Origin of the sequence: Roseateles hydrophilus (assembly GCF_026712245.1) — a bacterium.
Taxonomy (GTDB): Bacteria; Pseudomonadota; Gammaproteobacteria; order Burkholderiales; family Burkholderiaceae_C; genus Pelomonas; species Pelomonas hydrophilus.
This window is the reverse complement of sequence record NZ_JAPPUY010000003.1, coordinates 674319-698645: the sequence shown is the minus strand read 5'-3', so window position 1 is coordinate 698645 and position 24327 is coordinate 674319. Positions and strand designations below refer to the sequence as shown.

Genomic DNA, 24327 nt, shown 5'->3' with positions numbered 1-24327 from the left:
ATTGCGGGCCGAGCGCCGGGCCGTTCCCAAGCCGGCCCGCGTTGGGCGATGTGCTTGCCGGTTGAGCCGGCAAGCATCGCCGTTCCCCTGGGGGACCGGCCAAGGCACGCCTTGGACGAGGGGCTCCATCATCTTGCCCGCACCCAGGCCTCGAACTCGGCCGCCGGCATCGGCAGGCCGACCAGCTCGCCCTGGATCTGCTGGGCGCCCCAGCCGGCCAGCAGCTGCCACTGGGCCGCCGTGCGCACGCCCTCGGCCGTGACCGTCAGGCCCAGGCCCACGGCCATCTGCACGATGGCGCGCGTGATGGCCTGCGCGCCGACGTCGTCGGGCAGGCGCGAGACGAAGCTCTGGTCGATCTTGAGCTTGTCCAGCGGCAGCTCGGTCAGGTGGGCCAGCGAGGTGTAGCCGGTGCCGAAGTCGTCCACCGACACCGTCAGCCCCAGCGCGCGCAGCTGGGCCAGCGTGGTGGGCGCGTGCTGGATGTCGTCGATCAGCATGCGCTCGGTCAGCTCCAGCTCCAGCCACTGGCCGCGCGCGCCGGCATCGCCCAGCACGCGGGCCACGGTGTCGGCAAAGCCGTCCAGGTTGAACTGCATGCGCGACAGGTTGACAGCGATGCGCACCGGCGCGGGCCCCGGCGTGAGGCCCTGCTCGCGCCAGCGCCGCGCGGTGGCGGCGGCCTCGCGCAGCACCCATTCGCCCAGCGCGAGCATCAAGCGGTGGCGCTCGGCGACGAAGATGAAGGCGTCGGGCGCCAGCAGGCCGCGGCGCGGGTGGCGCCAGCGCAGCAGCGCCTCGGCACCCGAGAGCTGGCCGGTGGCGATGTCCACCTGCGGCTGGAAGAACAGCTCGAACTCGTTGCGCGTCAGCGCCTGCGCCAGCTCGGCCTCGAGCACGAGATCGGCATAGGCCGTCTCGGCCAGCGAGGGCTCGAAGAACTGGTAGGTCGCGCGGCCGCGCGCCTTGGCGCGGTACATGGCGGTGTCGGCATGCTGGATGAGCTCGTCGGCATGCTGGCCGTCGTCCGGAAACAGCGCCACGCCGATGGACGGCGTGACCGACAGCGCGCGGCCGTCGGCCTTCACCGGCACCTCGACGACCGACAGCAGGGCCTCCAGCACGACGATGACGTCGGCACGGCTGTTCAGGTCGGTCAGCAGCACGACGAACTCGTCGCCACCAAAGCGTCCCACCAGGTCGCTGCCGCGCAGCGCGCCCACCAGGCGCTCGGACACCGTGGTCAGCACCTTGTCGCCTTCCAGGTGGCCCAGCGAGTCGTTGACGCGCTTGAAGTTGTCCAGGTCGATGAACAGCAGCGCCAGCATCTCGCTGCGGCGCTCGGCGCGCTTGAGCAGGCCGGCCATGCGGTCCATGAAGGCGGCGCGGTTGAGCAGGCCGGTCAGCGCGTCGTGGTGGGCCAGGTGCTGGATGCGGGCCTCGCTGTCCAGGCGATCGCGGATGTCGCGCACGATGGTCATGCGCAGCTTCTCGCCGCCCTGCTCCAGCGTGCGCACGATGAACTCCACCGGGATGCGCGTGCCGTCCTTGTGCAGCACGGCGGTCTCGTAGCGCAGCTCGCGACCCAGGCGCATGACCTCCATCACCTTGGGCACCTCGTCCGGCGCGATGAAGGACATCACGTGCCGCCCGACCATCTCGCGCAGCGTGTAGCCCACCAGCTCGCAGCAGGGCGGGTTCACGTCGGTGGTGATGCCGTCCTTGTGGAACAGGATGCCCTCCACCGTGGCGCGCATGAACTTGTCCAGCCGCACCTGAGACTCGCGTGCCTCGCGCTCGGCCAGGCGGTGCTTGGTGATGTCGTTGATGAGCACGCAACTGGCCACGGCCTCGCCATCGGCGCCCAGCTGGGGGATCAGGTTCACCTCGATCCAGCGCGGCGTGCCGTCGGCCTCGGGCAGCTCGCGCTCGTAGCTGACGGCCACGCGCTCGGCGATGACGCGGTCCACCGCCGGCTGGATCAGCGCCGCCGCCTCCGCGCCGATGATCTGCGCGAAGCGCAGGCCGACGATGCTCTCCTCCGTCAGCCCGAAAGCCTCGGCATAGCCGCGGTTGGCGAACAAACAGGTCTGCGTGCGCGCCTCGTACAGCGCGATCCAGGCCGGCAGGTAGTCGGCCAGCATGCGAAAGCGCGCCGCCTGCTCGGCCAGCGTGGCGGCGACGTCCACGCTCATGCGGGCCGGCTGGCCAGGGCCAGGCGCAGGTCGTCCCAGGCGCCGGCCTTGTCGGCGGGCGAACGCAGCAGGTAGGACGGCGCGTAGGTCACCACCAGCGGCAGGCCGCGCCACGCATGCACGCGGCCGCGCAGGCGGCCCAGCGGATCGGGCAGGCCGGTGAGCCGGCGTGCGGCCAGCGGGCCGATGGCCAGCACCAGGCGCGGCTGCAGCAGCTCGGCCAGGCGCGCCAGCTGCGCCTCGCCGGCCTCCAGCTCATGCGCCTGCGGCGGCCGCCCGCGCGGCGCACGGCCGGGCACCAGCGGCGTGACGAACGCGGTGGGCGCGTCGCCCGCGAGGCGCTGGCCCGCAGCCAGCACCATGCGCTCCAGCAGCCGGCCGGCCTCGGCGACGAACAGCTGGCCGGCCGCCTCGTCGGCCTCGGTCGGCGCATCGGTCACCACCAGCCAGTCGGCACGCGGCAGCGCCCCGCGGCCAAACAGATGGCTGCGGTGCTCGCAGGCGCCGCAGGCGCGGCCGTCCAGCACGGCAGCGCGCAGGGCGTCCAGGTCCAACCCGGCCAGCGCGGCGGGCACGGCGGACGGCGCGGCCGCCGGCACAGGCGCAGCGGCTGGAGTGGGCACTGGGGCTGCCGGCGGCCGCACGGGCGCAGGCGCCAGCGGGGCCGGCGGCGCCACGACCGGCGCGGCCGCCACAGGGCCGGGCGCGGGCTCGGCCGGCACCTCCACGGGCGGCGCCGGCAGGCGAAAGCCCATCTCGGCCAGCATGGCCCGCTGGCGGCTGTCCCAACTCATGCGGGCACCGCCAGGCTCATCAGCACGGCGTCCTCGCGCGGGCCCTGCGGCACCGGGTAGTAGGCGCGGCGCAGGCCGACCTCGGCAAAGCCGTAGCGTTGGTAGACGTCGCGCGCGCGCTGGTTGCTGACGCGCACTTCCAGCCACAGCTGCGTGAGCGCGCGCTCGCGGCAGACGGCCACCAGCCGGTCCAGCATCGCGACGGCCAGGCCGCGCCCCTGCCAGGCGGGCGCCACGGTGATGTTGAGCAGGTGCATCTCGTCCACACCCGGCATGGCCACCCAGTAGCCCAGCAAATCGCGGCCCGCCCGCAGCCCGGCACTGACCGGCGCGCGCAGCACCTCGGCCGGATAGCCGGCGGCCAGCGAGTCGACAAAGTTGCCATGCGTCCACGGCACCGGGTAGGCCTGGCGCTCGATAGCCATCAGCTCGGTCAGGTCGGGCACGCGCAGGGGGCTGGCTTCCCAGGGCGGCGGGTTGCGGTCCGGCACGGCGCTCACGGCACCGCCTTCTGTTCGCGCTCGGCCGTCGTCAGCGCCACCTTGTCGCGCACGTAGACCGGCAGCGCCTCGGCCGCGTCACGGCCCTCGCCGCGCTGCCAGGCGGCCCGGGCCAGCGCGGCCAACGCGGCGGCGCGGGAGTGCGCCTGCGGCCAGGCCTTGTCCAGCGTGCCCAGTGCGGCGGCGTAGGCGGTGAGCGCCGTGCCCGCCACCGCCGCCGGGCGGCCCCAGTGCGCGGCCAGCGCCTCGGGCGCGTACAGCGCCGGTGCCTCCAGCACCTGCCAGGCATCGCCCGACCAGCGGTAGCGGGCGGCGTAGATCTCGCCGATGCGGGCGTCCATCGCCACCCAGATGTCGTCACCGGCGCCCTGGGCGCGGGCGTCCTCGGCCACCAGCATCAGGCTGTCGATGGCCAGCACGGGCAGGTTCAGCCCGAAGGCCAGGCCCTGGGCCACGGCACAGGCCGTGCGCAGGCCGGTGAATGCGCCCGGCCCTTGGCCGAAGGCGATGGCCTGCAGCTGCGCCATGGCGACGCCCTCGGCCGCCAGCAGCGCGCGGGCCTGCGGCAGCAGCTGCGCCGAGGCCTGAGCACCGCCGGCCGCGTCGACCACCCTGTCCTGCCCGGGCGTCACAAGGGCCAGGGCCATCGTGTCGGTGGAGCTGTCGAGGGCAAGCAGAAAAGGCATCAAGGCAGTTTACCGTCGGGGGTCGCGGCGCCCAGGCGGCCACGGCCCGCCACGCAGCGCGCGGGCCTGCCGTTCACGCAGGCCAAACCGCCATTCGCCCGCCGGCTGCGGCGCCACCGGCCGCGCCGCGCCAGCATGGCGGCCATGACGCTCTCCCACACCCTGCGCGCCCATCGTGGCTTCCTGCTATTCCTGCTCGGCTTCGCGCTGCTGCGCACCGCCGTGGCCGACTGGAACCCCATCCCGTCCGCGTCCATGCGGCCCACGCTGCTGGAAGGCGACGTGGTGCTGGTGAACCGGCTGGCCTACGACCTCAAGCTGCCGCTGACCGACGTGGTGCTGCTGCCACTGGGCGAGCCTGCGCGCGGCGACATCGTCACCTTCGGCTCGCCGGTAGACGGCACCCGCCTCATCAAGCGCCTCGTGGGCCTGCCGGGCGACCGCATCGCGCTGCGCGACGGTGTGCTGCTGCTCAACGGCCAGCCGCAGGCGCAAACCGGCGCCCACACGCGCGGCGAGACGCTGGCGCCGGGCTGGGTGGTCGACGCCGTGCGCAGCACCGAGACCCTCAGCGGCCGCCCGCACGCCGTGCAGCGGCTGACCGGCCTGGCCGTGGCACGCGACCTGGCCGAGTTCACCGTGCCCGCCGGGCACTACTTCATGCTGGGCGACAACCGCGACCTCAGCGCCGACTCGCGCGTCATCGGCCCCGTGCCGCGCGAGAAGCTGATCGGCCGGGCGCACCGCGTGCTGGTGTCGGCCGACTGGCTGGGGGAGGACGGCCCGTGGCTGGCGCCCCGCTGGCGGCGATGGCTGTCGGCAGTGCGCTGAGCGCGCCAGGCTGCCCCCCAAAGCCTCCGCCAGCCGGCGCACTTTGTCGGCTTTTGGACAGAGTCACGGAATGTTCTATTCCATGATCCCAGCCGTCCGAGCAACCACTGCCCCCGCCTCGCCCATGAAGACCCTGGAAGCGCAACTGAGTGCCTACGCTGCTTACCACCGCGACAGCCGCAACATCGCCACGCATTTCATCGGCATCCCGCTGATCGTCGTCGCCGTGGCGGTGTTGTTGTCGCGCCCGAGCCTGAACGTGGCGGGCCTCACCATGTCGCCCGCCCTGGTAGTGGCCGCGCTGACTGCGCTGTACTACCTTGCACTGAACCTGCGCCTGGGCTTGTTGATGGCCACACTGCTCGCGGGTGCCGTCGCTGTCGGCGCGTGGGCCGCCACGCAGAGCACCGCGCTGTGGCTGGCGCTGGGTGTGGGTGGTTTCACCGTGGGCTGGGCGTTTCAGTTCGTCGGTCACTTCTGGGAGGGCCGCAAGCCCGCCTTCGTGGACGACCTGATGGGGCTGATCATCGGCCCCTTGTTCGTGGTCGTGGAGTTGCTGTTCATGATCGGCGCCCTGCGCGATTTGCAACTGCGGATCGAAGCCCGCGTGGGCCCGGTCCGACGTGGCAGCCCGGCCACGGCCTGACCCACACGTGCTCGGGGCTGCGGCGCATCGCGCCGTAGTGCACAGCACGATACTGCCCCGCCTTCACGCCTCCCAGCGGAAGCGCCACACCGCCACCGCCGCGAACACCGCGCTGAAGCCCAGCATCACGGCGCTGGGCAGCAGCGCCTCGGCGAAGGGCTGGCCGCGCCAGGTCATAGCGTCCAGCGCGTCCACGGCCCAGCGCGTGGGCACGGCCAGCGAGGCCGTCTGCAGCCAGTCGGGGAACAGGAAGGCCGGCACCCAGGCGCCGCCCACCATCACCATCAGCAGCGTGGCCAGGATGGCCAGGCCGCGCGTGGCCTCGGGCGTACGGCCCAGCGCCGCCACCAGCAGGCCGAAGCAGGCCGTCATCAGCGAGAAGCACACCAGCACCAGCGCCAGGCCTGCCACGCTGCCCAGCACCCGCACGCCGAAGGCCGCGATGGCCACCGCGTAGATCACGACGAACACCAGCAGCGAGATCAGCGTGCTGGCCACGATGCGGCTGCCCAGCAGCTGCGTGCGCGACAGCGGCGCGGCCCGCAGCCGCTGCCACAGGCCCAGACGGCGCATCAGCAGCAGGCCCACGGCCATGTCGATGCCGGCCATCAGGATGAACTGCACGCCCATGCCCGCAAAGGCATGCGCGTAGCTGTTGTAGGCCGCCGGCGCGGCGCCGCCCTCTGGCAGGGCCTGCACGTCACGGGTGGTGTAGGGCATGGCCAGGCCGGCCGGCAGCTCGCCCGCGCCCGACGCGGCGGCCTCGCGCTGCTGCACCTTGTCGATGGCGGCAAACATCTGCAGCAGCTCGTGGCGCTGGTCGCTCGGCACCTGGCTGTCGGCGCGCACCTGCTGCTGCAGGCGGGCCAGGCCCTCTGGGCTGAGCGTGGCGCGGCTGACCTCCTGCATCAGCGTCTGCGCCAGCAGCCCACGCACCACCGCCAGCGCGCTGGCCTGGGAGGGGTCGTGGTGCAGCACGATCTCGGGCTTGGCCGTGCCGCCGAACATCGCGCCGCCGGCCTGCGCCTGCAGGCCCCGGGGCAGCACGGCTGCCACGCGCAGCTTGCCGGCGCGCACCTGGGCCAGCGCCTCGGCCTCGCCGGTGACGACGGTCTTGAGTGCCGCCTCGGCCTGCAGCGCAGCCACCACGCGCTGGGACAGCGGGCTGCCGTCCAGGTCCACCACGGCCACGGCGATGCTGCCGCCGCGCGCGCTGCCGCCGAACAGGCTGCCGAAGAAGGCGGCGATCAGGATGGGCGCCACGATGCTGAGCAGCACGGCGCGGCGGTTGGAGAAGTGCAGCAGGATCTCTGCACGCACCAGGGCAACAAGGGCTTGCATGGGGGCTCCGTTCAGTCGCGCAGTTGGCGGCCCGTCAGGGCCAGGAACACGTCTTCCAGCGTGGCACGCGCCGTGGCCAGGCCGCGCACCGCCACGCCGCGCTGCGCCAGTGCGGCCAGCAGGGCCGCCGTGTCGCGGCCGACATCAGCGACCGCGATCTCCAGCCGCTGGCCGCTGCGCGTCACGCCGGGCAGCCCCTGCAGGGCGGCCTCGTCCGGCTCGCCGTCGATCTCCACCTGCAGCCGCTGCGCCGCCGGCAGCTGCGCAAACAGCTGGGCCTGGGTGCCGCTGGCCACCACGCGGCCGTGGTCCACGATGACGAGGTGGTCGGCCAGGCGCTCGGCCTCTTCCATGTAATGCGTGGTGTAGACCAGGGCCTTGCCGGCGCGCTTGAGCGCTTCCAGGTTGTCGAAGATGGCATTGCGGCTGTGCGGGTCCACGCCGGCGGTGGGCTCGTCCAGCAGCAGGATGTCGGGGTCGTGCACCAGCGCGCAGGCGATGTTGAGCCGCCGCTTCATGCCGCCCGAGAAGGTGGCCGGCTTGTCGCGCGCGCGGTCGGCCAGGCCCACCATGGCCAGCACCTCGGCGGCACGGCGCTTCAGCACGTCGGGGGCCAGGCCGTACAGCGCGCCGAACAGCTCGACGTTCATGCGTGCGGGCAGGTCCTCGTACAGCGCGAAGTCCTGCGGCACGAGGCCGATGCGGCGCTTGTAGGCCGTGGGGTCGCTGGCCAGCGTCACGCCGCCGGACAGCGTCACGCTGCCGGCATCGGGCACGGTCAGCCCGCTGATGATGCCCACCGTCGTGGACTTGCCGGCGCCGTTCGGGCCCAGCAGGCCTAGCACCTCGCCGGGGCGCAGCGCGAGGCTGACCTCCTGCACCGCCACGCGGCTCCCGTAAGCCTTGCGCAGGCCTCGGGCCACCAGCAACTCCTGCATGCCGATCTCCTGAAATGAATGATCGGCATGCTAGGCAGCACGACACCGCGGCACCGCCGCCGTGCGACGAATGTGCGGCGCTGCGGATGAATCGACAGCCGGCGGCGCGAACCCCCGCTCGCCGCAGCCGGTCAGCCGGCCAGCGCGCGCCCGATCAGGATCTTCTGCACCTCGCTCGTGCCCTCGTAGATCTGGCACACGCGCACGTCGCGGTAGATGCGCTCGACCGGGAAGTCGCTGAGATAGCCGTAGCCGCCGTGGATCTGGATGGCCTCGGAGCACACGCGCTCGGCCATCTCGCTGGCGAACAGCTTGGCCATGGCGGCCTCCTTCAGGCAGGGCCGGCCGGCGTCCTTCAGGCTGGCGGCATGCCAGATCAGCTGGCGCGCGGCCTCGATCTGGGTGGCCATGTCGGCCAGCTTGAACTGCACGGCCTGGTGTTGAAAGATGGGCTGGCCGAAGGTGACGCGGTCCTGGCTGTAGCGCAGCGCCGCCTCGAAGGCCGCGCGTGCCATGCCCACCGCCTGCGATGCGATGCCGATGCGCCCGCCCTCCAGGCCCGACAGCGCGATCTTCAGGCCCTGACCCTCCTCGCCCAGCCGGTTGGCGGCGGGCACGCGGCAGTTCTCGAACACGATCTGCGCGGTGTCGCTGGTGTGCTGGCCCATCTTTTCTTCGACGCGGGCCACCTGGTAGCCCGGCGTGGCCGTGGGCACGAGGAAGGCGCTGATGCCCTTCTTGCCGGCCGCCTTGTCGGTGACGGCCATCACGATGGCCACGTCGCCATGCTGGCCGCTGGTGATGAACTGCTTGACGCCGTTGAGCACGTAGTCGTCGCCGTCACGCGTGGCGGTGGTGCGCAAGCCGCCGGCCTCGGAGCCCACATGCGGCTCGGTCAGGCAGAAGGCGCCCAGCATGGCGCCGCTGGCCAGCGGCGTCAGGAAGCGCGTTTTCTGGTCGTCATTGCCGAAGGCCACGAGGATGGAGCAGACCGGGCAGTTGTTGACGCTGACGACCGTGCTGGTGCCACCGTCGCCCGCGGCGATCTCTTCGAGGATGACGGCCAGGGCCAGGTAGTCCAGCCCGGCACCGCCCCACTCGGTGGGCACGGCCACGCCGTAGCAGCCCAGGGCCGCGAGGCCCTTCAACTGTTCGGCCGGGAAATGGTGTTGCTTGTCCCACGCGGCGGCATGGGGCGCGATCTCGGCCTGCACATAGACGCGGATGGCGTCCTGCACGGCCAGGTGGTCTTCGGTAAGAAGCATGAGGTGACCCGTTGGTGAGGGCCCTCATTTTCACGGCCCGCGCCGCGGGCGGCCGCGCGACGGCCGCTCAGGCGCCGCCGGCCTTCACCAGCAGCGTGCCGCGCCCGATGACGCAGGGGTGGGCGTTGCGCACCGTGGCGCGGCCATCGGCATGGAACAGCCAGCCGCCCAGCGTGGCGTTCCACTCCACATTGGCCACGCGCCAGTACAGCATCAGTTCCTGCTCGGCGAACACCGGCGCCTTGAACGAGAAGTTGAAGTTCAGGCACAGCAGCTCGCGCGCCTGGCCATCGTCGCTGCGCGAGAAATGGCTGGCGATCAGGCCGATCAGCTGGGCCGTGGTCTGCTGGCCGCTGGCGATGATCTCGCCATGACGCGCGCGCTGCGCGGCCTGCACGTCGTGGTGCAGCGGGTTGGTGTCGCCCGTCAGGCGGGCAAAGGTGGCGATGTCCTCGCGGCTGAAGCGGACGATGCGCTCGCAGATCTCGCCCACGCTCACCAAGGTGGTGGTGGCCGGCGTGGCGTTCAGGTCAGCGGTCGCGTTCATGTGAGATCTCCCGAGTTGCCGGGCTCCCGGCCCGGCCATGTTGTCGTCAGGGCGTGACCTTAGCGCATGCCGGGCGGCGCCCTCACCAGGCCAGCGGCTGGCCGTCGTAATTGAAGAAACTGCCGGTGTCGGCCGGCTTCACGCTGGCCAGCACCGTGCGCATGCCGGCGATGCTGGTGGGCGCGTCGATGTCGGCCTCGGCGCCGCCCATGTCGGTGCGCACCCAGCCGGGGTGGAAGCTGATGACGGTGGCCCGGCCGGCCAGCGCCAGCGCGGCGTCCTTCATCACCGAGTTCACGGCCGCCTTGGAGGCGCGGTAGAGCCAGCCGTGCGTGCCCGTGCGCAGGCCGATGGAGCCCATGCGCGACGACACGATGGCCAGCCGCGCGCCCGGCGCCAGCGCCTCGGCCACCTGCGGCAGCAGCCGCATGGGGCCCAGCACATTGGTGCGCATGACGGTGTCGAAGTCGTCCTGCGTGGGCGCCTCCAGCGCACCGGCGCGCGGGCCGAACACGCCGGCATTGATGACGACCACGTCAAAGGCCTCGCCGTCGATCTGCCAGGCCAGGCCCGACACGCTGGCCGCGCTGGCCACGTCCAGCGTCAGCGGCTTGGCGCCCAGTGCCGTCAGGCGGGCACGGCCGGCGTCGTCGCGCACGGTGGCGGTGACGCGGGCGCCCGCGGCGCGGTACTGGCGCACGAACTCAAGGCCCAGGCCGCGCGAGGCGCCGATGATCAGAACGTTCATGGTTTGGTGAAGGCCAGCTTGGCCGCCAGCAGGGTGAAGAGGCCGGCGCCGCCCAGGTTGAGCACGCGGCCCACCCCGGGGCGCGGCCGGCTGCGGCGCAGCGGGACGACCAGCGCCACCAGCGCCGCCAGGAACAGCAGCCCCTGGGCGATGAACCAGGCGCCGAGGAAGAGGAAGGCGGCCGTCTTGTCCGGCGCGGCCGCGTCGATGAACTGCGGCAGCAGCGCCAGGAAGAACAGCGCCACCTTGGGGTTGAGCGCGTTCGTGAAGAAGCCCTGGCGCACCGTGCGCCACAGCGACGGCGGCGCGCTGACCTCGGCGCTCGCCGCGGCCGGGCGCAGGCCCGCGCGGGCCATGCCCCAGGCAACGTAGAGCAGGTAGGCCGCCCCCGCGAGCTTGAGCACCAGGAAGGCCTCGGCCGATGTCGCCAGCAGCGCCGCCAGCCCGAAGGCCGCGGCCAGCGTGTGCAGCACGCAGCCGGCCATGATGCCCACGGCCGCAGCCAGCCCCTGGCGCCAGCCACCACGCAGCGTGCTGGCCACCGTGTAGGCCATGTCCACGCCCGGCGTCGCGTTCAGCACGAACACGGTGGCGGCGAACAGCGGCAGATCGTGCGTGCCCAGCATGGCCTGCTCCTTACTTGCCGACGTTGACCAGCGGCTGCGCGCCGCCGCCCAGCAGCACGGTGTTGCCGGCCTTGTTGGCGATGGCCAGCGCGGCGTCGCGCTGCAGCTCGGCCAGCTTGATCTCCTTGAGCGCCGGTGTCAGCGAGGCGCTGAGGATCTGGTTGGCCTTGGCCTGGCCCTCGGCCTCGACGATGAGGCGCTCGGCCTCAGCCTTGGCCAGCTCCACCTCCTTGCGCTTGCGCTCGATGGCCTGGTCGGTCTCGGCGCGCTGGCGGATGGCGGCCTCGATGGCCGGGTCGGTCAGCAGGTTGCGCACGTTGACCGCCGTCACGACGAAGGCGCCCTTGTCGTTGGTGTCCAGCTCCTTCTGCAGCCCGGCGCGCACGGCCTCGGACAGCTCGGCGCGCTTGGTGTGCATGGTGGTCGCGTCCATCTCGGCCACGGCCTTGTAGACCGCCTCGCGCGCCTCGCGCGACACGCGGCTGTAGGCGATGACGAGGTCCTTGCTGCCGTCGCGCACGATGTCGGCATGGCGCATCACGTCGCCCTGGTACTTGGTGAACAGCCCCGGCACAGCCGCCGGCATGACCTTGAAGTAGATGTCGATGTCGACGTCCTTCATCGTCAGGTTGTCGCGGCTCTTGGGCGTCATGTCGGCCAGCTGGAAGCCGATCTCCTTCGCGGTGAACTCGTCCACCGTCTTGAACACCGTGAAGTAGATGCCGGGCGGCAGCGCCTCGGCGCTGACCTTGCCCAGCGTGCGCTCGACGCCCACGTTGCCGGTGTCGATCTGGGTGCAGCCGGCCAGCAGCGCGGCGAGGGTCAGCAGCAGGGGTTTGGCGTTCATAGCAGTTTCAGTGCGGGGGAGTGGTAGGCCAGGACGAGGGCGGCCAGCAGCAGCGCCAGCACGGCCGCCAGGCGCACGCCGTGACGTGCCCAGCGGTGCAGGCTGCGGCGGCCGCCCAGCTGCCACAGGCCGTAAGCCGCGAGCACGGCCAGGAAGATCAGAACGAGATGGCGCACCCCGTCACAGCATCTCGACCGCCAGCGCCGTCGCCTCGCCGCCGCCGATGCACAGCGCGGCCAGACCGCGCTTCAGGCCGCGCTGCTTCAGCGCGCCCAGCAGCGTGACGATGATGCGTGCGCCGCTGGCGCCGATGGGGTGGCCCAGCGCGACGGCGCCACCGTGCACGTTGACGATGTCGTGCGGCAGCTGGAACTCGGCCATCGCGGCCATGGTGACGGCGGCGAAGGCCTCGTTGACCTCCCACAGGTCCACGTCTGCGGCCTGCCAGCCGGCCTTGACCAGCGCCTTCTGGATGGCGCCTGCCGGCGCGGTGCTGAACCATTCCGGCGCCTGCGCATGCACGGCATGGCTGGCGATGCGGGCGATGGGCGTCAGGCCGCGGGCCTGGGCCGTGCTCTCGCGCATCAGCACCAGGGCGGCGGCGCCGTCGGAGATGCTGGACGAGGTGGCCGCCGTGATCGCGCCGTCCTTCTTGAAGGCGGGCTTGAGCGAGGGGATCTTGTCCAGCTTGGCCTTGAAGGGCTGCTCGTCGTGCTTGATGACGGTGTCGCCCTTGGGCGAGCTCAGCGTCACCGGCGCCATCTCCCAGTCGAAGCTGCCGTTCTCGTTGGCAGCCTTGGCGCGCTGCGTGGACGTGATGGCGTACTGGTCCATGGCCTCGCGGCTGAAGGCGTACTTGGCGACGCAGCTTTCGGCGAACACGCCCATGGCCTTGCCGCGCTCGTAGGCGTCTTCCAGGCCGTCCAGCGCCATGTGGTCGAACACGGCCGAGGCGCCGTACTTGATGCCCTTGCGCGCGAACATCAGGTGGGGCGCGTTGGTCATGCTCTCCATGCCGCCGGCCACCATCACGTCGGCCGAGCCGGCCGCGAGCATGTCGTGGGCGAACATCACGGTGCGCATGCCGGAGCCGCACATCTTGCTCAGCGTGACGGCGCCGGCCGAGTCCGGCAGGCCCGCCTTGCGCACGGCCTGGCGCGCGGGCGCCTGGCCCTGGCCGGCCATCAGGCAGCAGCCCATCAGCACTTCATCGACGGCGTCACCCGGCACGCCGGCACGCTCGACGGCGGCGCGGATCGCGGTGGCGCCCAACTCCCAGCCGGCGAGGCCGGCGAAATCTCCCAACAAGCCGCCGATGGGGGTGCGGGCGGCGGACACGATGACGATGGCATCGGACATTTCAGAACTCCGTTCGGTCAACGAAGCCGCCATTGTGGCGTCGCCGTCAGCGCAGCGTGGCGGGCGGCACGGTGCCGCACTCGCTGGGCCGCATCTCGGGCTGCAGGCGACGCACCGACTGGCAGAGCTCGTTCCAGAACGCACGCGTCCAGGCCGGGTGGGCTTTCGCGAAGTCCGGCGAGGCCGGCGCGAAGAATGGCAGCCGTGCCACCGGCGGCTGCCAGGCCACCAGGCCCTGGCGCCGCTCGGGCGGCAGCGCCTCCAGCGCGGTGAACAGCAGGTCGAAGCGCCCGGCCTGCAGCATGGCGACCTCGGCATCCCGCGACGCCACCGGCTCCACGCGCCAGCCGCGCTGGCTGGCCACGCTCTCCTGCACCGAGCCCGTGACGACGCCGACCCGCCAGCGGGCATCCAGCGTGCGCCCGTCCCAGCCGGGCGGTGGCGACGGGTGGCCGGCGCGGCTGAACAGCACCAGATGCCCGAACGCGGGCGCCCAGGCCAGGTCGAGCTGGCCGCGCGCATCGGTCGGGAAGCGCATGGCCTGGCGGCGCTCGGGCGTCGCGGCGTACAGCAAGGCGATGTCCAGATGGCCCTGCATCAGCGCCCCGCTCAGGCGCCGCGCCGGCAGCCGCTGCAGCTGCGTGCGCTGCGCCGGGCAGCCCAGCCGCGCCAGCGTGTCGCGCACGGCCTGCACCTCCCAGCCCGGTGGCTCGGCAAAGCCGGGCCCCTGGCCCAGCAGCGCTGGCGGGCTGGCACGGTCGTTGAAGCCCACCCGCAGCGGCTGCGGGCAGGGCGGCGTGGCGGCAGCTGCCGCCGCGCTGGCGCCCGCCAGCAGGCCCAGGACCGCCGCCCACCGGCGCCACGCCCCACCCCTCAACGCCACAGGCGATAGGCCCAGAAGGCCTCCTCCGTGTGGATGCGGCGGCGCAGCTCCTCGGGGCTGAAGCCGGTGAGCCGGCGCGTCTCGCGGCACAAATGGGACTGGTCGGCGTAGGCGCTGTCGGCGGCGATGTCGGCCCAGTTGAAGCCAGGCTGGCCCTCGGCGGCGGCCACCGCGTAGAACGCCGCCTCGGCACGCGACACGGCCCGCAGCTCGCGCAGCGGCAGGCCGGCCCAGGCCTTGATGCGGCGCTCCAGCTGGCGCAGGCTGCGCCCGGCCGCGCTGGTGGCGGCGCGCACGGCCAGCGCCTCGGTCCAGGCGGCATAGCGCTGGCCGGGCTGCCGGGCGCCCAGCGCCTGCCAGCGGGGCACGAGAAAGTCCTGCAGCAGCTGCAGCCGGGTGGCGTCGTCGGGCGCGGCACCCATGCGGGCGGCCCAGTCGCACCAGTCCGGCGGCAGCACGTCGCGGGCGTCGACGATGCGGTTCACCTGCGCCGGCAGCGCCACGCCGGTCAGTGCGGTGAAGGCGTCCGGCAGCATCAGCAGCTTGAAGGCGCGCATCGCGCCGGGGTTGCGCGTGTGCGAGGGCCGCGTGAACGGGCCGCCCAGCATCACCGGCGCCTGCACCGGCTGTGCGGGCGGCGGCGCGAAACCAGGTGTGGCCAGCCAGTCGCTGCCACCGTCCAGCCACCAGAACAGGCTGACCAGCGGCGTGGCGGGGAAGAAGTTCTCGCGCGCGGCGGCGTCCAGCGCCCGGCCGCGCGTGTCGCGCAGCATCACGCCGCGCACGCAGCCGGCCAGGGCCAGCGGCGGCAGCCAGAGGCGGGTGGCAGCGTCATCCATGATTTCAGTGTCGCATTCGTTCAAGACCTCGCCGCCCACCCAGACGGAGGATGCCGCCATGACTGCACTCACCTGGAACGACCTGCCCGGCCACCCCACCCGTTGGGGCGGCCTGCCCGTGCTGCTGGCCATGCGGCGCGACTACCTGGCCGTCATCGACGCGCAACGCTCGCTGGGCGACCTGGTGCGCCAGCAGGTGCTGGGTGAACGCGCGGTGGACGTGTTCGACCCCGAGCTGGTGCGCACGCTGATGGTGGAGCATGCCGACGCGCTCGTGCGCTGGGCGCGCGGGCCCGAGGTGTTTGCGGACCTGATGGGCCAGTCGGTGCTCGTCACCGAGGGCGCCACCTGGCAGCGCCAGCGCCGCATGCTGATGCCGGCGTTCGCGCCCAAGCGCGTGGCCGGCTACGCGGCGCTGATGACCGAGGCCGCCGTGGCCGGGCTGGACGCCCTGCGCCCCGGCGAGGCGGGCCAGGCGGTGGCCATGGACGCACTGTTCAGCCACCTGACGATGGACGTGATCTCGCGCACGCTGTTCAGCACGCCCATCGGGCAGGACACGGCGGCCGCGGCCGAGGCCGTGCAGGTGCTCAGCGAGACGGCGCTGCGCGAGATGTTCTGGCCCGTCACGCTGCCGGACTGGCTGCCGCTGCCCGGCAAGGCGGCCAAGCGCCACGCCTCGCGGCTGCTGCACGGCCTGCTGGCGCAGCACATCGACGCCCGCCGCGCGACCGGCGGCGGCGGCGACGACCTGCTGGGCCGGCTGATGGCGTTGCGCGACGAAGCCACCGGCGAAGTGCTGTCGCCGCAGGAGGTGTACGACCAGTGCATGGTGAGCTTCCAGGCCGGCCACGAGACCAGCGCGACGGCGCTGCTGTGGTGGAGCTGGCTGCTGGCCGCCCACCCCGAGGCCCAGGCCCGCGCGCAGGCGGAGGTGGACGCGGTGCTGCAGGGCCGCAGCCCCAGCGCGGACGACGCTGCCGCCCTGCCCTGGCTCTCGGCCACGCTGAAGGAGGCGATGCGGCTGTACCCGCCGGTGGCCGCCCTGATGACGCGGCGACTGATGCGCGCGGTGACGGTGGGCAGCGTGACACTGCCGGCCCGCACGCTGGTGCGCGTGACGCCCTGGCTGCTGCACCGCGACCCACGCTGGTGGCCCGAGGCCGAGGCATTCCGGCCCGAGCGCTTTCTGCCCGGCGCGCCGGACGAGATCCCGCGCGGCGCCTACATCCCCTTCGGCCTGGGGCCGCGGGTCTGCCTGGGCCAGCACTTTGCGGTGCTGGAGATGACGCTGATTGCGGCGCTGCTGCTGCAGCGCTTCGAGCTGAGCCCACTGAGCCTCGAAGCGCCAAAGCCGCGCATGGCGGTCACGCTGAGGCCGGCGGGCGGGCTCACGCTGCGGCTCGTCGCACGCGCCTGATGTTTCGGGCCGAGCGCCGGGCCGCCCCAAGCCGGCCCGCTTGGGCGATGTGCTTGCGGCTCGACGCCGCAAGCATCGCCGTCCCCTCGGGGGACCGACTGGGCTTGCCTGCGTTCAGCAGGGCAAGACCGGGCGAGGGGTCAACGATAGAACGCCTCGACAGCACCCTTGAGCTTGATGCACAGCGGCCGGCCTTTGCGGTCCAGCGTCTTGCCGGCAGGCACCTTGATCCAGCCCTCGCTGATGCAGTATTCCTCGACGTCGAAGCGCTCCTTGCCGTTGAAGCGGATGCCGATGTCGTGCTCGAAGACAGCGGCGACGTGATGGGGGCTGCGCGGGTCCACGCTGAGGTGGTCGGGCAGATCGGGGCGAGAGGCGGCGATATCGGACATGGCTGTTCTGGTGCGGTGAAGCGGGGGCGCATTGTCGGGGATGCTCCGCGACAGCCTGGCGGCCGCACAACAGGCAGAAACAATCACCACAACGATCGGCGAGGCAGGGGGCCACCGGGATGCCGCGTTAGGCTTCGGCGCATACCGGCCCTGAGGGCCGGCACGCAAGGAGACCGCATGACGAAGATGTTCCTCGCCGGCCTGGCAGCACTGCTGCTGGCCGCGTCCGCACAGGCGCAACCCGCGCCACCCGTCTGCCAAGTGCAGCAGCCCCAGGTGCCGCCGACGGAGTGGCGGGGCCAGGCCGCCTACCGAGCCAAGGCCGAAGTCAGGAACGGCCGCGTCACGCGGATGGAGATCACGTCGCTGACCGGCGGTGTCGACCGGCGCACACAACGCGCCTTGGTCGAGGCCATCGGGCAGGCGCTGCGCGGTGCCCGCTGCCAACCGGGCGACCATGTGTTCGAGCAACGTTTCGACTTCGATGTGCGCTCGGAGGGCCCGGCCGGGCAGCAACCCACCACGCTCGCTGCCGAAGACGCCAAGCCGCTGCGCCAGGGCGAGCAACCCATCGTCGTTCCCCCGGTGCCGGCCTGGAAGCCCGTGCTGACCCCGGACGCCTGCGAGGTGCCAAGCCCGGCGCTGCCGGCCGCCGCCGCCAGTTCGGCCTGGCGCGGCCAAGCGACCTATCGCTCGCAGGCGGACGTCCGGGACGGGCGCCTGCTGGCCGTGCGCACCCGCGCCGTCACGGCACCGAAGGACCCAGTGCTCAACAGCGCGCTGTTTCGCGCCGTGTCCGATGCGATGAGGGCCGCGCGATGCCCGGCGGACACGCAACTGGTAGAGCGGAATTTCGACTTCGATCTGAGCGGCGACGCCCCACGCTGAACGCTCGGCGCCCGGCCACGGTCTAGGGACAAGCCCGACGTGCGCTTCGGCACACCGGCGAACCCAGGGGAAACTCCGCGCCGTTCCCCCACAGGAGATCCCATGTTGACCACCACCCGCCGCGCGGTGCTGGGCGCCATCAGCGCCGCCGCACTCGCGCTGACCGCCGGCCACGCCGTGGCCGCACCCCAGGCCGCCCCGCAGGCGGACCGCTGGCAGATCCCCGTTCACACCAAGAAGCTCGCCAACGGGCTGACGGTCGTCATCTCGCCCGATGCGAGCAGCCCCACGGTGGGCATCAGCGTGGTCTACAAGGTGGGCATGCGGCTGGAGCCGCGCAACCGCACCGGCTTCGCCCACCTCTTCGAGCACCTGATGTTCCAGGGCACGCCCAAGGCGCCCAAGGGCGTGTTCGACCAGGTCATCACCTCGGGTGGGGGCAACAACAACGGCTCCACGCGGCCCGACTTCACCAACTACATCGAGACCGCGCCCTCCTCCGCGCTGGAAACCATGCTGTGGCTGGAAGCTGACCGCATGACCACGCTGGACTTCAACCCCACGACGCTGAAGAACCAGCAAGACGTGGTGAAGGAGGAAATCCGCGTCAACGTGCAGAACCAGCCCTACGGCGGCTTCATGTGGCTGGACATCGGCTACCTGGCCTTCGACAAGTGGGAGAACAACCACGACGGCTACGGCAGCTTCGTCGACCTGGAGAACGCCACGCTGGATGACGTGCGCGCCTTCCACCGCGACTACTACGGCCCCAACAACGCCGTGCTGTCCATCGCCGGCGACGTGACGCCGGCCCAGGGCTTTGCGCTGGCGGAGAAGTACTTCGGCAAGATCGCCGCGCGCCCCACGCCCAAGCCCACCGACTTCCGCGAAGGCCTGAACACCAAGGAGCGCCGCCTGACCCAACCCGACAAGCTGGCGCAGGTACCCGCCATCGCCGCCGCGTGGAAGCTGCCCGACCGCGGCTCCAAGGACCAGGCCCCGTTTGCCGTGCTGGGCCAGCTGCTGGCCGGCGGCGATGCATCGCGCTTCTACCAGGGCCTGGTCAAGGGCCGCGAGCTCGCGCTGAACATGAACTCGCTGTACGGCCTGACCAGCATGTGGGAATACGACGGCCCGAGCATCTTCACGGTGTTCGCGCTGTACAAGCCCAACACCACGGCCGACGCGCTGCTGGCTGGCATGGACGAAGAGATCGCCCGCGTCGTCAAGGACGGCGTGGACGCCGCGACGCTGAAGAACCTCAAGACCGCGCTGCTGGCCGACTGGTACAACGGCGTGGAGATGTTCCTCAGCCGCGCCGACCGCCTGGCCAAGCTGCAGGCGCTGTGGGGCGATGCCACCGTCATCAACAAGGTGCCGGGCTGGATCGAAGCCGTCACGTCGGCCGACGTGCAGCGTGTGGCCGCCACCTACCTGACGCAGGCCAACCGCTCGGTCATTGACCGCAAGCCTGCCGCCATGCTGGCCGCGCCCGCGCCCGCGCCGGCCGCCTCCGCCGCCAAGCCGGCCACGCAACCCTGATGCCGGAGCCACAGACATGAGCACTCTCAACACCACCTTCCGCCGCGGCCTGATCGCCACGGCCGCCCTGGTGCTGGCCGGCGCTGCGCAGGCCGCCACCGTGCCGCTGCCCGCCGAGCTGCCGCCCTTCGGCAAGGACAAGCCCCTGGCCGTGCCCAACATCACCCAGCAGACGCTGCCCAACGGGCTGCAGGTCTGGGTGGTGCCGCGCAACGGCATCCCGCGTGTGGACTTCGTGCTGGCCGTGCGTGGCGCCGGCCTGGGCGCCGATGCGCCGGACGCGCCGGGCCGCGCCAAGCTGCTGGCCGGCCTGCTGTCCGAAGGCACGGCCACGCGCAGCTCGCGCCAGATCGCCGAGGCCGCACAGGCCATGGGCGGCGGCCTGAACGCCAGTGCCAGCAACGACGGCATCACCGTCTCGGGCTATGCGCTGGCCTCCCATGCCCAGGGCATGTCCCAGCTGCTGGCCGACGTGGCGCGCCGCCCGGCCTTCCCCGACAACGAGGTGCAGCTGGCCAAGACCAACGCACTGCAAGCCCTGAAGGCCAGCAGCACCCAGCCGGGCTTCCGCGCCGCCAAGGCACTGAACAACGCCATCTACGGCAATCACGCCTACGGCCGAACGCAGGAGACCGAAGCCGCCATCCAGGCGCTGTCGGCCGACGGCCTGCGCGCGGAGCACGCCCGGCGCTTCCGCCCGGACCGTGCGCTGCTGGTCATCACCGGCCGCATCGACGCAGCCGCCGCGCTGAAGCTGGCCCAGGCCGCCTTCGGCGACTGGCAGGCCAAGGGCGACGCCCCGCCCGAGCTGACCGCGCCCGCCGCCAGCGCGCCGGTGCAGCGCCTGCTGCTGGAACGCCCGGGCAGCGTGCAGGCCACGCTGCGCCTGGGCCGCCCCGGCATTGCCGCCAGCGGCGACGAGCAGGTGGCGCTGCGCGTGGCCAGCACCGTCATCGGCCAGGGCTTCTCCAGCCGCGTGAACCAGAACCTGCGCGAGGAGAAGGGCTACACCTACGGCGCCAGCGCCGGCGGCGTGTCCTGGCGCGTGGGCGGTGCCATCACCGGCGGCGCCGATGTGCGCAACGAGGTGGCCGGCGCCGCGATGACGGAGTACATCAAGGAGTACCGCCGCCTGGGCGCCGAGCCCGTGCCCGACGCCGAGCTGGCGATGAACAAGCGCTACATGGCCGGCAGCTACCTCGTCAGCACGCAGCTGCAGGGCTCGGTAGGCCGCCAGCTGGCCAGCAACTGGCTGGTGGGCCTGCCGGCCGACTTCCTCGGCAAGTTCGTGCCGGCGCTGCAGAAGGTCACGGCGGCCGAGGTGCAGGCCATCGGCAAGAAGTACTTCAACCCGGACGAGCAGAGCTGGGTGGTGGTGGGCGACCCAGCCAAGATCGCCGATCAGCTGAAGGCCTTCGGCGAGTTCACGACCGTCAAGCCCTGAGCGTGCAGCCGGCGGGTGGCCCGTGGCCGCCCGCCGCTGCCGGCTAGCGTGCGACGGCCGAGGGCTGGTGGTCGAAGCTCAGCACGCGCGCCAGGCGCCAGCCGTCGGGCCCGCGCTTCCACAGGTGGACGAACTTCGCTTCCTCCGACCCCGGCTCGCCCGCACGCGCGAAGACATGGCGCCCCATCTGGATGGCGCCATCGCCCTGCATCGGGTAGACCTCCAGGCTGCCGGGCACCAACGTTCGGGTGACGCCTTTGGCGCGCGGGCAGGACTTCAGGGTCCGGGCCGCATCGCCAAAACTCGCGCCGGCCTTGTCGTGATAGAACTCGGCGTCCTCGGTGAACAGCGCCTTGAAGGCGGCCTGGTCACAGGCCACGAAAGCGGCGTCGAACAGCCGGGCATCCATGCCGGCAAGCTCGTCGTAGAGCGACGCCCGAGCTTGCAGACGGTTGGGCCACGCAGGCCGCCGCCCACCCACTCAGGCACAGGCCTGCCAGCAGCTGCCAGCGGCGAGAGGTCGTACGGGGCATGGGCGTCCTTGTCCGTGGAGAAGGCGCCCAGTGTGAAGCGCGCCCAACGCCCGGTCGATCGTCATGCCGGGCGTGCGAGGCCCGGCCGGCGAGCTCAGGCCTGCGGGGCGTAGCGCCGCTTGACGTTGGCCAAGGCGCGGCGGTAGGCCGGGTCCACGTCCTCCGCCTTGCCCGCCGTCAGTGCCAGGTCTTCCAGCAGGCCGTTGTGCAGGCCGTAGACCCAGCCATGCACGACGACCTCTTGGCCGCGACCCCAGGCGTCCTGCACGACGGTGGTGTGGCAGGCATTGCGCGCCTGCTCCAGCACATTGAGCTCGCACAGCGCGTCCACGCGCTGGGGCTCGGGCACCGTGTAGAGCCACTCGCTGTGCATGTGGCGCACGTCCTGCACATGGCGGATCCAGTTCTCCACCAGGCCCACGCGCAGGTCGTACAGCGCCGCCTTCACGCCGCCGCAGTTGCTGTGGCCGACGATGATGATGTGGCGCACCTTCAGGTGGTCCACCGCGAACTGCATGACCGACAGTGCGTTCAGGTCGGAGTGCACGACGACGTTGGCCACGTTGCGGTGCACGAACAACTCGCCCGGCAGCAGGTCCACCAGCTCGTTGGCCGGCACGCGGCTGTCGGCGCAGCCTATCCACAGGTACTGCGGCGTCTGCTGCTTGAGCAGCCGCGAGAAGAAGCCCGGTTCGCGGGTCTCGGTGTCGGCGGCCCAGCGCTTGTTGTTGTCGAGCAGATCCTGGAGTTCGTGATTCATCGGGGTCGTCATGCCCCGATTGTCGCGGCCCGGGGTTTCACAGGGTTTCGGCAAACAGCTCGCGGCCGATCAGCATGCGGCGGATCTCGCTCGTGCCCGCGCCGATCTCGTATAGCTTGGCGTCGCGCCACAGGCGGCCCAGCGGGTACTCGTTGATGTAGCCGTTGCCGCCGAAGATCTGCACGCCCTCGCCGGCCATCCAGGTGGCCTTCTCGGCCGTCCACAGGATGACGCTCGCGCAGTCCTTGCGCACCTGGCGCACATGTTCGGCGCCCAGCAGGTCAAGGTTCTTGGCCACCGTGTAGGCGAAGCTGCGCGCGGCCTGCAGCACGGTGTACATGTCGGCCACCTTGCCCTGGATGAGCTGGAACTCGCCGATGCTCTGGCCGAACTGCTTGCGGTCGTGGATATACGGGATCACGTTGTCCATGACCGCCTGCATGATGCCCAGCGGCCCGCCCGTCAGCACGGCGCGCTCGTAGTCCAGGCCCGACATCAGCACCTTGGCGCCGTTGTTCACACCGCCCAGCACGTTCTCGGCCGGCACCTCGACGTTCTCGAACACCAGCTCGCCGGTGTGTGAACCGCGCATGCCGAGTTTGTCCAGCTTCTGCGCGATGGAGAAACCCTTCATGCCCTTCTCGATGAGGAAGGCCGTCACGCCACGCGCGCCCAGCTCGGGCTCGGTCTTGGCATAGACCACCAGCGTGTCGGCATCGGGGCCGTTGGTGATCCACATCTTGCTGCCGTTGAGCAGGTAGACGCCGCCCTTGTCCTCGGCACGCAGCTTCATGGAGAGGACGTCCGAGCCAGCGCCGGGCTCGCTCATCGCCAGCGCGCCGACATGCTCACCGCTGATGAGCTTGGGCAGGTACTTGGCGCGCTGCGCGTCGTTGCCGTTGCGCTTGATCTGGTTCACGCACAGGTTGCTGTGCGCGCCGTAGGAGAGGCCCACCGACGCGCTGGCGCGGCTGATCTCCTCCATCGCCACCATGTGGGCCAGGTAGCCCATGTTGGCGCCGCCGTACTGCTCCGGCACGGTGATGCCCAACACGCCGAGGTCGCCCATCTTGAGCCACAGGTCCATGGGGAACTGGTCGCTGCGGTCGATCTCAGCGGCGCGCGGGGCGATCTCGGCGTCGGCAAACGCGCGCACCGCGTCGCGCAGCGCATCGATGTCTTCGCCGAGTTGGAAGTTGAGGCCGGGCAGGTTCATGGGTCAGTCTCCAGTGCGGCCCGTCCGGCGCCCGGTTGTGCCAGGCCCGTCGAGCGGTTTAATTGACGTTAACGTCAACTGTAGCAAAGCAGATCAGCGGCTTGCTTCGGCAGGCTGCGGCAGCAGGCGGCGCACCAGCGGGTGGACGATCTTCTTGTCGGTACCCACCGCGTAGAAGGCCTCTTCCACACCGGCGCAGTCGCCCACGCACACCAGGCCATCGCGCTCGATCAGCTTGTCGCTCATCAGCGCCGCCGCCGGGAATACGCCCATGCCGGCCGCGCCAAAGGTGGCCAGCAGCGCGCTGTCCTCGAACTCGCCGGCCACCTTGGCGCGCACGCCGTGGCGCTCCAGCCAGTGGTCCAGGCGCACGCGCACGGCGGCATGGTCCGTGGGCAGCAGCAGCGGCACATCGGCCAGCGACGCCGGGAAGTTCGCGGCCGCCTGCGCCGCCCAGCGCGGCGCGGCGAACCAGGCCATGGGCGAGCTGCCCAGCGCGTGGCTGTACACGCGCAGGTTCGGGTTGTGCGGCGCCGGGCGGTCGGCCAGCACCACGTCCAGCCGGTGCAGCGCCAGGTCGCCCAGCAGGTCGTCGAACTCGTCCTCGTGGCACAACAGGCGCAGGTGCGGCGTGTCGATGATGGGCTGCAGCAGCCGCTGCACGACCAGCTTGGGCAGCCCGTCCGAGATGCCCACCGCCAGCCGCACGGCCGGCGCGGTGGAGGCCTCGCGCACGCGGTCCGGCAGGGTCTCGCCGAGCGAGAACACCTGGTCTGCCACCTCCAGCGCCGCCTGGCCGGCCTCGGTCAGCGTCAGCCCACGGCCGGCAGGCTTCAGCAGCGCCGCACCCAGCGCTTGTTCCAGCTCGCGCACCTGGGTCGACACCGTCTGCACCGACAGCCCCAGCCGCTCGGCGGCCCGCGTCAGCCCGCCCTCCTTGGCCACAGCCCAGAAGTAGTACAGGTGGCGATAGCTGAAGCTCATGCTCATGGCGGCAACTCAACAAGTTAATCGGAAGACAACTTTCGCGATTCTCTGCTTTTATTTGATGACTTGCCTGGCTACCCTGCACTCATTTTTCAACCGG

Annotated in this window: 26 protein-coding genes; 6 read left to right on the top strand and 20 right to left on the bottom strand. The window is 71.6% G+C overall.

Annotation, left to right across the window (positions count from 1 at the left end; translation table 11 throughout):
* Positions 1-128: 128 nt before the first annotated feature.
* From NYO99_RS14830 to tsaB, 4 genes are read right to left on the bottom strand one after another with little or no spacing between them, the layout of a single operon-like run.
* Positions 129-2195 carry a putative bifunctional diguanylate cyclase/phosphodiesterase gene (locus NYO99_RS14830; RefSeq protein ID WP_268168004.1) on the bottom strand — a complete coding sequence of 689 codons (2067 nt, stop codon included), beginning with the start codon at positions 2193-2195 and terminating at the stop codon, positions 129-131.
* The gene (locus NYO99_RS14825) at positions 2192-2989 is read right to left on the bottom strand and encodes a uracil-DNA glycosylase (protein ID WP_268168003.1); all 798 of its coding nucleotides are present in this window, start codon (positions 2987-2989) and stop codon (positions 2192-2194) included. The genes NYO99_RS14830 and NYO99_RS14825 overlap by 4 nt, the downstream gene beginning before the upstream one ends.
* Positions 2986-3489, bottom strand: a complete 504-nt coding sequence (gene rimI, locus NYO99_RS14820; protein ID WP_268168002.1) for a ribosomal protein S18-alanine N-acetyltransferase — start codon at positions 3487-3489, stop codon at positions 2986-2988. The genes NYO99_RS14825 and rimI overlap by 4 nt, the downstream gene beginning before the upstream one ends.
* A complete protein-coding gene (gene tsaB, locus NYO99_RS14815) occupies positions 3486-4175 on the bottom strand; it encodes a tRNA (adenosine(37)-N6)-threonylcarbamoyltransferase complex dimerization subunit type 1 TsaB (RefSeq protein ID WP_268168001.1) in 690 nt (229 codons plus the stop codon). The genes rimI and tsaB overlap by 4 nt, the downstream gene beginning before the upstream one ends.
* A gap of 144 nt (positions 4176-4319) precedes the next feature.
* On the opposite strand from tsaB, the gene lepB reads away from it, so the two are divergent.
* Both lepB and NYO99_RS14805 read left to right on the top strand, forming a co-directional pair.
* Positions 4320-5006 (top strand): signal peptidase I, encoded by a 687-nt coding sequence (lepB, locus tag NYO99_RS14810; RefSeq protein ID WP_268168000.1) that lies wholly within the window; start codon positions 4320-4322, stop codon positions 5004-5006.
* Between the two features lie 124 nt (positions 5007-5130).
* Positions 5131-5652, top strand: coding sequence for an Mpo1 family 2-hydroxy fatty acid dioxygenase (locus tag NYO99_RS14805; protein WP_268167999.1), 522 nt, complete (start codon positions 5131-5133; stop codon positions 5650-5652).
* A 63-nt stretch (positions 5653-5715) separates the two neighbouring features.
* Here the strand turns inward: NYO99_RS14805 and NYO99_RS14800 are convergent, their stop codons facing one another.
* The 11 genes from NYO99_RS14800 to NYO99_RS14750 form a co-directional block, all read right to left on the bottom strand.
* Positions 5716-6993: an ABC transporter permease gene (locus tag NYO99_RS14800; RefSeq protein ID WP_268167998.1), complete on the bottom strand. Its 1278-nt coding sequence runs from the start codon at positions 6991-6993 to the stop codon at positions 5716-5718.
* Positions 6994-7004: 11 nt separating this feature from the next.
* Positions 7005-7931 (bottom strand): ABC transporter ATP-binding protein, encoded by a 927-nt coding sequence (locus NYO99_RS14795; protein ID WP_268167997.1) that lies wholly within the window; start codon positions 7929-7931, stop codon positions 7005-7007.
* A gap of 131 nt (positions 7932-8062) precedes the next feature.
* Positions 8063-9196: an acyl-CoA dehydrogenase family protein gene (locus NYO99_RS14790; protein WP_268167996.1), complete on the bottom strand. Its 1134-nt coding sequence runs from the start codon at positions 9194-9196 to the stop codon at positions 8063-8065.
* 67 nt (positions 9197-9263) lie between these two features.
* Positions 9264-9743: a MaoC family dehydratase gene (locus tag NYO99_RS14785; protein WP_268167995.1), complete on the bottom strand. Its 480-nt coding sequence runs from the start codon at positions 9741-9743 to the stop codon at positions 9264-9266.
* Positions 9744-9825: 82 nt separating this feature from the next.
* The gene (locus NYO99_RS14780; RefSeq protein WP_268167994.1) at positions 9826-10491 is read right to left on the bottom strand and encodes an SDR family oxidoreductase; all 666 of its coding nucleotides are present in this window, start codon (positions 10489-10491) and stop codon (positions 9826-9828) included.
* The gene (locus tag NYO99_RS14775) at positions 10488-11117 is read right to left on the bottom strand and encodes a LysE family translocator (RefSeq protein ID WP_268167993.1); all 630 of its coding nucleotides are present in this window, start codon (positions 11115-11117) and stop codon (positions 10488-10490) included. Before NYO99_RS14775 ends, NYO99_RS14780 begins: the two co-directional genes overlap by 4 nt.
* Before the next feature lie 10 nt (positions 11118-11127).
* Complete coding sequence (locus NYO99_RS14770; protein ID WP_268167992.1) at positions 11128-11964, bottom strand: SPFH domain-containing protein; 837 nt, start codon at positions 11962-11964, stop codon at positions 11128-11130.
* Positions 11961-12140: a hypothetical protein gene (locus NYO99_RS14765; protein WP_268167991.1), complete on the bottom strand. Its 180-nt coding sequence runs from the start codon at positions 12138-12140 to the stop codon at positions 11961-11963. Before NYO99_RS14765 ends, NYO99_RS14770 begins: the two co-directional genes overlap by 4 nt.
* A gap of 4 nt (positions 12141-12144) precedes the next feature.
* Positions 12145-13323 carry an acetyl-CoA C-acyltransferase gene (locus tag NYO99_RS14760; RefSeq protein ID WP_268167990.1) on the bottom strand — a complete coding sequence of 393 codons (1179 nt, stop codon included), beginning with the start codon at positions 13321-13323 and terminating at the stop codon, positions 12145-12147.
* 46 nt (positions 13324-13369) lie between these two features.
* On the bottom strand, positions 13370-14200 hold the full coding sequence (locus tag NYO99_RS14755; RefSeq protein ID WP_268167989.1) for a transporter substrate-binding domain-containing protein: 831 nt from the start codon (positions 14198-14200) through the stop codon (positions 13370-13372).
* The gene (locus NYO99_RS14750) at positions 14197-15045 is read right to left on the bottom strand and encodes a helix-turn-helix domain-containing protein (RefSeq protein ID WP_268167988.1); all 849 of its coding nucleotides are present in this window, start codon (positions 15043-15045) and stop codon (positions 14197-14199) included. Before NYO99_RS14750 ends, NYO99_RS14755 begins: the two co-directional genes overlap by 4 nt.
* 58 nt (positions 15046-15103) lie before the next feature.
* On the opposite strand from NYO99_RS14750, the gene NYO99_RS14745 reads away from it, so the two are divergent.
* Positions 15104-16465, top strand: a complete 1362-nt coding sequence (locus tag NYO99_RS14745) for a cytochrome P450 (RefSeq protein WP_268167987.1) — start codon at positions 15104-15106, stop codon at positions 16463-16465.
* Positions 16466-16605: 140 nt separating this feature from the next.
* On the opposite strand, the gene NYO99_RS14740 is transcribed toward NYO99_RS14745, so the two are convergent.
* Positions 16606-16857 carry a DUF3297 family protein gene (locus NYO99_RS14740; protein ID WP_268167986.1) on the bottom strand — a complete coding sequence of 84 codons (252 nt, stop codon included), beginning with the start codon at positions 16855-16857 and terminating at the stop codon, positions 16606-16608.
* Between the two features lie 177 nt (positions 16858-17034).
* Between NYO99_RS14740 and NYO99_RS14735 the strand changes: the two genes are divergently transcribed.
* From NYO99_RS14735 to NYO99_RS14725, 3 genes are all read left to right on the top strand, one after another.
* Positions 17035-17745 carry a hypothetical protein gene (locus NYO99_RS14735; protein ID WP_268167985.1) on the top strand — a complete coding sequence of 237 codons (711 nt, stop codon included), beginning with the start codon at positions 17035-17037 and terminating at the stop codon, positions 17743-17745.
* 102 nt (positions 17746-17847) lie between these two features.
* Positions 17848-19287 carry a M16 family metallopeptidase gene (locus tag NYO99_RS14730; protein WP_268167984.1) on the top strand — a complete coding sequence of 480 codons (1440 nt, stop codon included), beginning with the start codon at positions 17848-17850 and terminating at the stop codon, positions 19285-19287.
* 16 nt (positions 19288-19303) lie between these two features.
* Positions 19304-20731, top strand: a complete 1428-nt coding sequence (locus tag NYO99_RS14725) for a M16 family metallopeptidase (protein WP_268167983.1) — start codon at positions 19304-19306, stop codon at positions 20729-20731.
* A gap of 43 nt (positions 20732-20774) precedes the next feature.
* Here the strand turns inward: NYO99_RS14725 and NYO99_RS14720 are convergent, their stop codons facing one another.
* From NYO99_RS14720 to NYO99_RS14705, 4 genes are all read right to left on the bottom strand, one after another.
* Complete coding sequence (locus tag NYO99_RS14720; RefSeq protein WP_268167982.1) at positions 20775-21140, bottom strand: nuclear transport factor 2 family protein; 366 nt, start codon at positions 21138-21140, stop codon at positions 20775-20777.
* 218 nt (positions 21141-21358) lie between these two features.
* Positions 21359-22024, bottom strand: a complete 666-nt coding sequence (can, locus tag NYO99_RS14715) for a carbonate dehydratase (protein WP_268167981.1) — start codon at positions 22022-22024, stop codon at positions 21359-21361.
* Positions 22025-22061: 37 nt separating this feature from the next.
* On the bottom strand, positions 22062-23240 hold the full coding sequence (locus NYO99_RS14710; protein ID WP_268167980.1) for an isovaleryl-CoA dehydrogenase: 1179 nt from the start codon (positions 23238-23240) through the stop codon (positions 22062-22064).
* Positions 23241-23333: 93 nt separating this feature from the next.
* Complete coding sequence (locus NYO99_RS14705; RefSeq protein WP_268167979.1) at positions 23334-24230, bottom strand: LysR family transcriptional regulator; 897 nt, start codon at positions 24228-24230, stop codon at positions 23334-23336.
* Between the last annotated feature and the right edge of the window lie 97 nt (positions 24231-24327).